This window comes from Trinickia sp. (assembly GCF_051961175.1).
GTDB lineage: Bacteria > Pseudomonadota > Gammaproteobacteria > Burkholderiales > Burkholderiaceae > Trinickia.
This window is the reverse complement of record NZ_JBQCDN010000208.1, coordinates 1-5,897: the sequence shown is the minus strand read 5'-3', so window position 1 is coordinate 5,897 and position 5,897 is coordinate 1. Positions and strand designations below refer to the sequence as shown.

The window sequence follows — 5,897 nt, the reverse complement described above, 5'->3', positions numbered from 1 at the left end:
CCTCGGCAAAGTCGCCGCGCACCGTCAGATGCACGACCATCTTCTCCAGCGCAAGCCCGCGCGGCGTGGCCAACGCCACGAGCGGTACGGGCATCGTGTGCTCCGCGTCGAGTTCCACGTCCACCGTTCGCGCGGTCAACAGGCCGTCATCGTTCGAATCGAAAAACGTGTCGAGTACGCGCGTGTATTGCTGAGCCAGCAACTGATTGGCGGAGGCGGCGGCGTGTTGCATGCCGCGCGCGATTTCATCAAGCGCCAGGCCTCTGGGTGGTGTCGGCGGGTTCGATGGCGGGTTGCGCGGAGGATCCGGCGGCAACGGCGGAGGCGCGCCGGGTGCGGAGGACGATCGGTGCGAACCCGCATCCGCGTGGATCGGCCGCCCATCGTTCGGCGCGGCCGCGGCCGGTGGTTCGGCACCCGATGCTTCGGCAGCCGGCGGTTGGGCGGTACGGGGGCCCGGCGCCTGGGCGACAGATGCCGCACCGTCCCATCGCTGCCAGGCATCGGCGTCGTCGGCCGCGTGCGCTGGCGCGGTGTCCGGCGCCTGGGGCGCAGTCGGCGGAGCACTCGCGCGCCGGCGCCTAAAGAGCTTGAACATGTCGATCTCCGCTCGGCTGCGTCAAGCGTTTCAAGGCGTCGTCGCCGCTTGCGGCTGCGGCTGCGCATTAGCGGCGGGCGCCGCGGCGTCGCTCTTCTGGCCGACGAGCGTGCCGTCGGTCGGCGTGGCTGGCAGCGGCTTGACGTTCTTGGATTTGTCTTCGGTCACGACAGGCTTGGTGGCGGCATCCGTCAAAAAATCGATGACGCGCATGAGCGCTTCCGGCGGCGGTTGCCGGCGCACTTGGGTGTGAATCGAATATTTGGCGCGCGTGTCAGTGCTGCGCGTTTGCTCCGACTTGTGCGAGACACGCCCCGAAATGCTGACGCTGACCGGCCCCCAGCCGAGCTTGGCCTGGAATTCGCCGCCGGCCTCGGTCGAAGAAGAAGATTTCTCCGATTGCGTGATTTCGAGTTCGAAATCGATCGTCCCTTCCTCGATTGCGATGATGGGGTGCACGATGGCCGCCAAAAGCGGGATGCGCATGGTTTTTTGCACAATGCCCTTCGAAACGCCGTTCTCGTCGACGAGCGATTCATCGTAATCGAACTGTACGGCAACTGCTTTGCCGTCTTGAATGCAGACTTGCATCAAAAAATCGGCGTAGCTTTTGGCGGCCTGAGTTTGCGCCGTAATCATGGCCTTCAGCGGGCCTGCAATCATTTGGTCCATCGGCAATGCGTTGATCACCGACCCGATAAAATTTGCATCCATGAGAAAACCTCCGTATCAGAAATGGCGCAGCGTGGTTACGCTGTCATCGTTCAGATTACGGGGTGCGAGTAAATGAACAAAGAGGCCGCTGGTCATGGCTGGAGACACAGGCCGGATGCGCTGCGCCAGGCCGCGCGGCCACGGGCCTTTAGGATTAGTACGTCGGTCATGGATCTTCGGTGCTAGTGCGCCCCGAAGAAAACGGCGGTAAAAAGCAACCGAATGAGATGTGTTAGGCGTCGTTAATAGAACATCTCGCTACCGAGGGAAGCGCATAAATGAACGTCCTGATGATCGACAGTCTGCCCCTTTTCGTAGCCGGAGTAGCGGATGCACTGCTCAAGCTCGATAAAGATTGGAAAGTTTGGTCCGCGGAAAATCCCGAGGATGTTTATCGGGTGCGCGACGAATTACACGGAGATAGTATCGATGCCATTACCCTCGAATGGGACGACGAAGCGGCGCGCGTCGGATGGCCGAAGGTATTGCCGGCGCTATTCGGCGCGGTGCCTTGGCTCTTCGTCGTGCGCACAGGGGGACGGCACGCGATCGCGGACGCGCTGCTCGCCGGGGCGGCCGGCGTGGTGGAGCGTCATGCGACAGCCGAAGAGTTCGCCCTGGCGCTCAAGCAGGTGAGCTCGGGTGCCATTTACGTCCCATCGCGCTATCGCGACGACGACGAGCCGGCAGCACGCACGGGGGCGAGCGCAGGGGAGCGGCGGCTCGAGCGATTGACGCCGCGCCAGCTGGAAGTGCTGAGATTGCTGGCGGAAGGCAAATCGAACAAACAAATCTGCCGAGCGCTGAACGTCGCCGAGGGTACGATCAAGAATCACTTGTATGCACTCTTTCGCCAAATCGGCGTCAGCAATCGGACCGAAGCCGCGTTGTGGCTGGCTCGCCGCGTGTCGGGTGAATCGGCGCGGTTGCCATCGCCGCGCGCGGCTTGGGTGGGCGCCGATTGAATTGACGTTGCTGCGATGCCGCGATGTTTGCGATTACGACGCGGGCGTGTCGGCCGATGATGCCGCACTCGCATCACGCGCCGCGGGGCCGCCAAGGCGGATCGGCTCGGCCCCGAGCATCTTTCGCGTCAGGGCGGCGAGCCGCCGCTTCACCTCGTCGGTCGATGCGGTGTTGTCCAGTACTTGTTGGAGCTCGACGAGACTGGCCGCCATTTCACCTTGCATCTGCGTGCGTGCCTGCGCGGTCTGCGCACGCTCGGCGCTGCGCATGGCGGCCATGCCGCTTGCGGGATCGCCTTTGACCAACGTATCGAGCGTATCGACGAGACGCTGCAGCAAACGATGCACGGCAGTGGCCGAGAAGCCGCCGAGCATGGCGAGGGCGGGTTTGCCGAAGCTGCGCATGCCGCCGCTGGCGAAGAGATCGCGCGGCAGCATTTCGACCAGGATGAGGCCGGCGATCACGCCGAGGATGAGCCGTGCGCCGTACGACGCATCGTAGCGCGGATCGTACGTGGCATCCGCGATATAGCGGTGGGCTTGGAACAAGGCGGCGAACGACGCGCCGAGCCCCGCGCAAAAGAGCAGAAACAGCGTATTCCAGAGCAAGCTGGCACCGCTTGCGTCAAGAAAACCTTGCTCGATGTTCTTGGCCGAGACATCGGGGGATAGCCCGGTGGCGATGACGGCAACGAGGAATGCGATGGCGGCTGCGCTGAGGAAGCGAATCAGCGGCACGGGGCCGAGCCATGCGAACGGATGCGGACGACGATAATGCGCGTCGAGGAGCAGCACGGCTTGGGGCGTCGCGGGCGCGATCGTAGCGGACAATTTGCCGTGCAACGCGGCCAGCGTGTGACGTGCTTCCGGTTCGGCGCCGGCTTCAGGGCCGATGGCTGCCGTTGCTTCGGCCCGTGCGATCAAACGCGCGAGTTCGGCGATCGCTTCGGGCGGCACCGGCAAGCCGTGGCGAAGGGCGAAGCGGGCCATGGCTTCGCATTCGTTGCGCAGTTGGCCATCGAGCGTATCGTCGGCGCAAGCCGATGCGGCTGCATCGGCCGATGGCGCGCGAGCATGCGAGCGGAGGGGGGACCAGGGTAGAAGCATGGCGATCGTCCTCGAGCAGGAACCGAAGGGACCGGCAATCGCCGGTATCGGCTGCACTGTGCGCGCTCGCGAAGGGCGCGAACAATCCGACGGAAGTCATGCGGGCGGGACGGGGGAAGCGTTCCGGGACGAATCCCCCAAGGGCCTCGGCCGGGTTTTTCATGCGCGGTGTCGATGCCGCTAAGTCCGCTTAGCGGCATTGCGCTTGCCGTCAACGTGCACGCATCGAGTTGACCAGGAAGACTTGTGCTGTGATTTTTATTTCTGCGATGCCGCTATTTTCTCTTCTTCGCACGGACGCCGTCGGTTTCGATCATTTTCGAGATCATCGCGGAGCTATGCCAGTTCAGCGGTCCGGATCGATGTGCAGCGCGCGAAAAGCAAGGTCATGGCAATCCGCACGATGGGATCGAAACGGCAGCAGAAAGCGCGATAATGCTAAACAATCACCGCTTGAGGGCTGCATGACAAGAAAAACCGTTTGGATCGTTGATGGGGCCTACCTTTGGAACTTCGGTAAGGGGCGTCCCGACGGCGTCGACTACCTCAAGCTAAAGAAGGAGCTCGAAGCCGCCAACGGCGAATCGATTTATGAGGCGTACTATCTGAATTCGACGCCGGATCCGGCGACCGATGCGCAGAACGGCTTCCACACGTGGTTGAAGTGCGCGGCCCCGCGCGGTCCGAGAATGCGAGTGCAGTTGTACAGACTGAAGGACATGCATGTGAAGTGTCCGTCCTGCGGTCACGAGTTCGAGCGACAAGTTCAAAAGGGTGTCGACGTTGGCATCGCGACTTTAATCATCAAGTTGGCGAGCCAAGGCGTGTACGATCGGCTCATCTTAACTGCCGGGGACGGCGATTTCGAGGACGCGATTTCGTACGTCAAGTCGGAGTTACATAAAGAAGTCTGGCTCAACGGAGGGCAGAACAGTCTATCTGCTGACCTTCAATCGTACGCCGACAACGTTTTGTGGCTTGATGCAATGGTTCCCGCGATTGACAAGTGACACAACGAGCGAAAGCGAGATGCCTGATTTAACCCTTGCCGATGCGCTACGCCTCGCGATCAATGCGTTGCGTGACTCTGCTGAGTCGCGCAAGATGCCCTCGGGCGTTGGCCGGGACGACGCCGAGGCCGAGTTGCATGCAACCTGCGGCACGAACGCATGGAGTACTGGGCATCGCTCCTTGACGTGTTTCCGAGCGACGAGTTCGACGTGGCCGCTAAGGCGCCGCAATACAGCGTGGACAATGGGTCATCGGTGTTCGAAGAGGGCGTCGCGGCCGGAAGAAAGGGCGATCTCGGCTCCGAACGGGACAACCGCTACAACCCCGGCAGGTTCTTGCACGCCAAATGGGTCGAGGGATATTGGCGAGGCCGTCACGAAACGTTTGGTGGGCGCCGTGGCGCATGGGCAGGGGCGGGGGCCACTGACGCGCGCGATACTGGTCGTGATGCTTGAGCGAATGACTCGCTGGCCACCAAACCCTTGTGATGTCGGTTTCAGGCATCGAAAGTTCAAATTCACGATCGGCGCTTGTTCCGCTAGCCCCTTGGGAATCATCAATCTGCTCCAAAGGAGCTACGCGCTGAGCCGATCGGGCCGCACGATCGTCGGCCCGATGAAGACGAGCTTTCGCAACGAGCCATTCGGTCCGTGCGGCTGCATCTTGAAGTGCGGGCGCCGCCAATGGCTGCGAACTTCCCGCTGCATGCCGTCGCTCGCAGGCAGGGACGCTGCGGGCTCCGCATCAAGAATCGCTGGCCCAACGAGGTGACGGTCGTACAGCATCTCGATCTCCGCCAGACGCTCCGCGCGCCGACGCTTGCCCAGGCCGTTGAAGTTACGCGGCGCATTCGAATAAGCGCGGTCGTGGACGACATGCGCATCGCGTGCCTTCAGGTACAGCAGCATTTTGATGGCGTAGTCGAGCGCGTTGCGCCACAGTTGCCGAGCATCCTCATCTTCCGGATTTGCCCCTTGAAACTCCTTGTCGACAAGTTCGCGGATCGTCTTTTCCGGATCGTCGATAGACAGCTCCAACGCGTCCATGTACATGCCTGCTTGACCGTCAACACGGTCGGTCCAAGCCACGAAGCCGATCGAATGAGCGTTCCGGAAGATCGTAATCGCTTCCACCTCGCCCTTTTGCCCCCACCGGCTAGGCTCCGGAATAATGCAGAGCGTATCGACCGGGAGCGCGAGCAGCCGATCGGCACGTCGTCGGAGACGTAAGCGGCGTCGAGCAGCCGGTGCAAAGGCGGGTTCGGCTCGTAGAATGCGCCGCCGCGCGCTTCGAACGCCACCTACACAGCGCTGCAGGTCGAGGCCATCGCGATGACATCCGTGCAATATTCCTCTGTTCCGTCGGGCAACAGGTCCGTAAGCGAGTCGCCGACACCGTCTCGACGGTGTGAAGGAATGTTGCCAGAGTAGGCCCCACCACACGAGTAGCGGGGACCACAGTGTCAACAGAGGCACCGAAGAGAACTTCACGCAAAGGCATTC

General features: G+C 62.1%; 6 protein-coding genes. 2 read left to right on the top strand and 4 right to left on the bottom strand.

Annotated features, from left to right (window positions below):
- Positions 1 to 598: DUF2589 domain-containing protein (locus ACTHL0_RS12505; protein WP_440567064.1), on the bottom strand; the 598-nt coding region annotated here is incomplete at its 3' end.
- Positions 599 to 628: 30 nt separating this feature from the next.
- Positions 629 to 1,312, bottom strand: a complete 684-nt coding sequence (locus ACTHL0_RS12500; RefSeq protein ID WP_440567063.1) for a DUF2589 domain-containing protein — start codon at positions 1,310 to 1,312, stop codon at positions 629 to 631.
- 278 nt (positions 1,313 to 1,590) lie between these two features.
- Here ACTHL0_RS12500 and ACTHL0_RS12495 point away from each other — a divergent pair, with 278 nt between their 5' ends.
- Positions 1,591 to 2,277, top strand: a complete 687-nt coding sequence (locus tag ACTHL0_RS12495) for a response regulator transcription factor (RefSeq protein WP_440567062.1) — start codon at positions 1,591 to 1,593, stop codon at positions 2,275 to 2,277.
- A gap of 33 nt (positions 2,278 to 2,310) precedes the next feature.
- On the opposite strand, the gene ACTHL0_RS12490 is transcribed toward ACTHL0_RS12495, so the two are convergent.
- Entirely contained in the window at positions 2,311 to 3,384 is a 1,074-nt protein-coding gene (locus ACTHL0_RS12490; RefSeq protein WP_440567061.1) for a hypothetical protein, read from the bottom strand.
- A 251-nt stretch (positions 3,385 to 3,635) separates the two neighbouring features.
- Here ACTHL0_RS12490 and ACTHL0_RS12485 point away from each other — a divergent pair, with 251 nt between their 5' ends.
- The gene (locus tag ACTHL0_RS12485) at positions 3,636 to 4,394 is read left to right on the top strand and encodes an NYN domain-containing protein (RefSeq protein WP_440567060.1); all 759 of its coding nucleotides are present in this window, start codon (positions 3,636 to 3,638) and stop codon (positions 4,392 to 4,394) included.
- A gap of 576 nt (positions 4,395 to 4,970) precedes the next feature.
- Here the strand turns inward: ACTHL0_RS12485 and ACTHL0_RS12480 are convergent.
- Positions 4,971 to 5,483, bottom strand: a complete 513-nt coding sequence (locus tag ACTHL0_RS12480) for a hypothetical protein (RefSeq protein ID WP_440567059.1) — start codon at positions 5,481 to 5,483, stop codon at positions 4,971 to 4,973.
- Between the last annotated feature and the right edge of the window lie 414 nt (positions 5,484 to 5,897).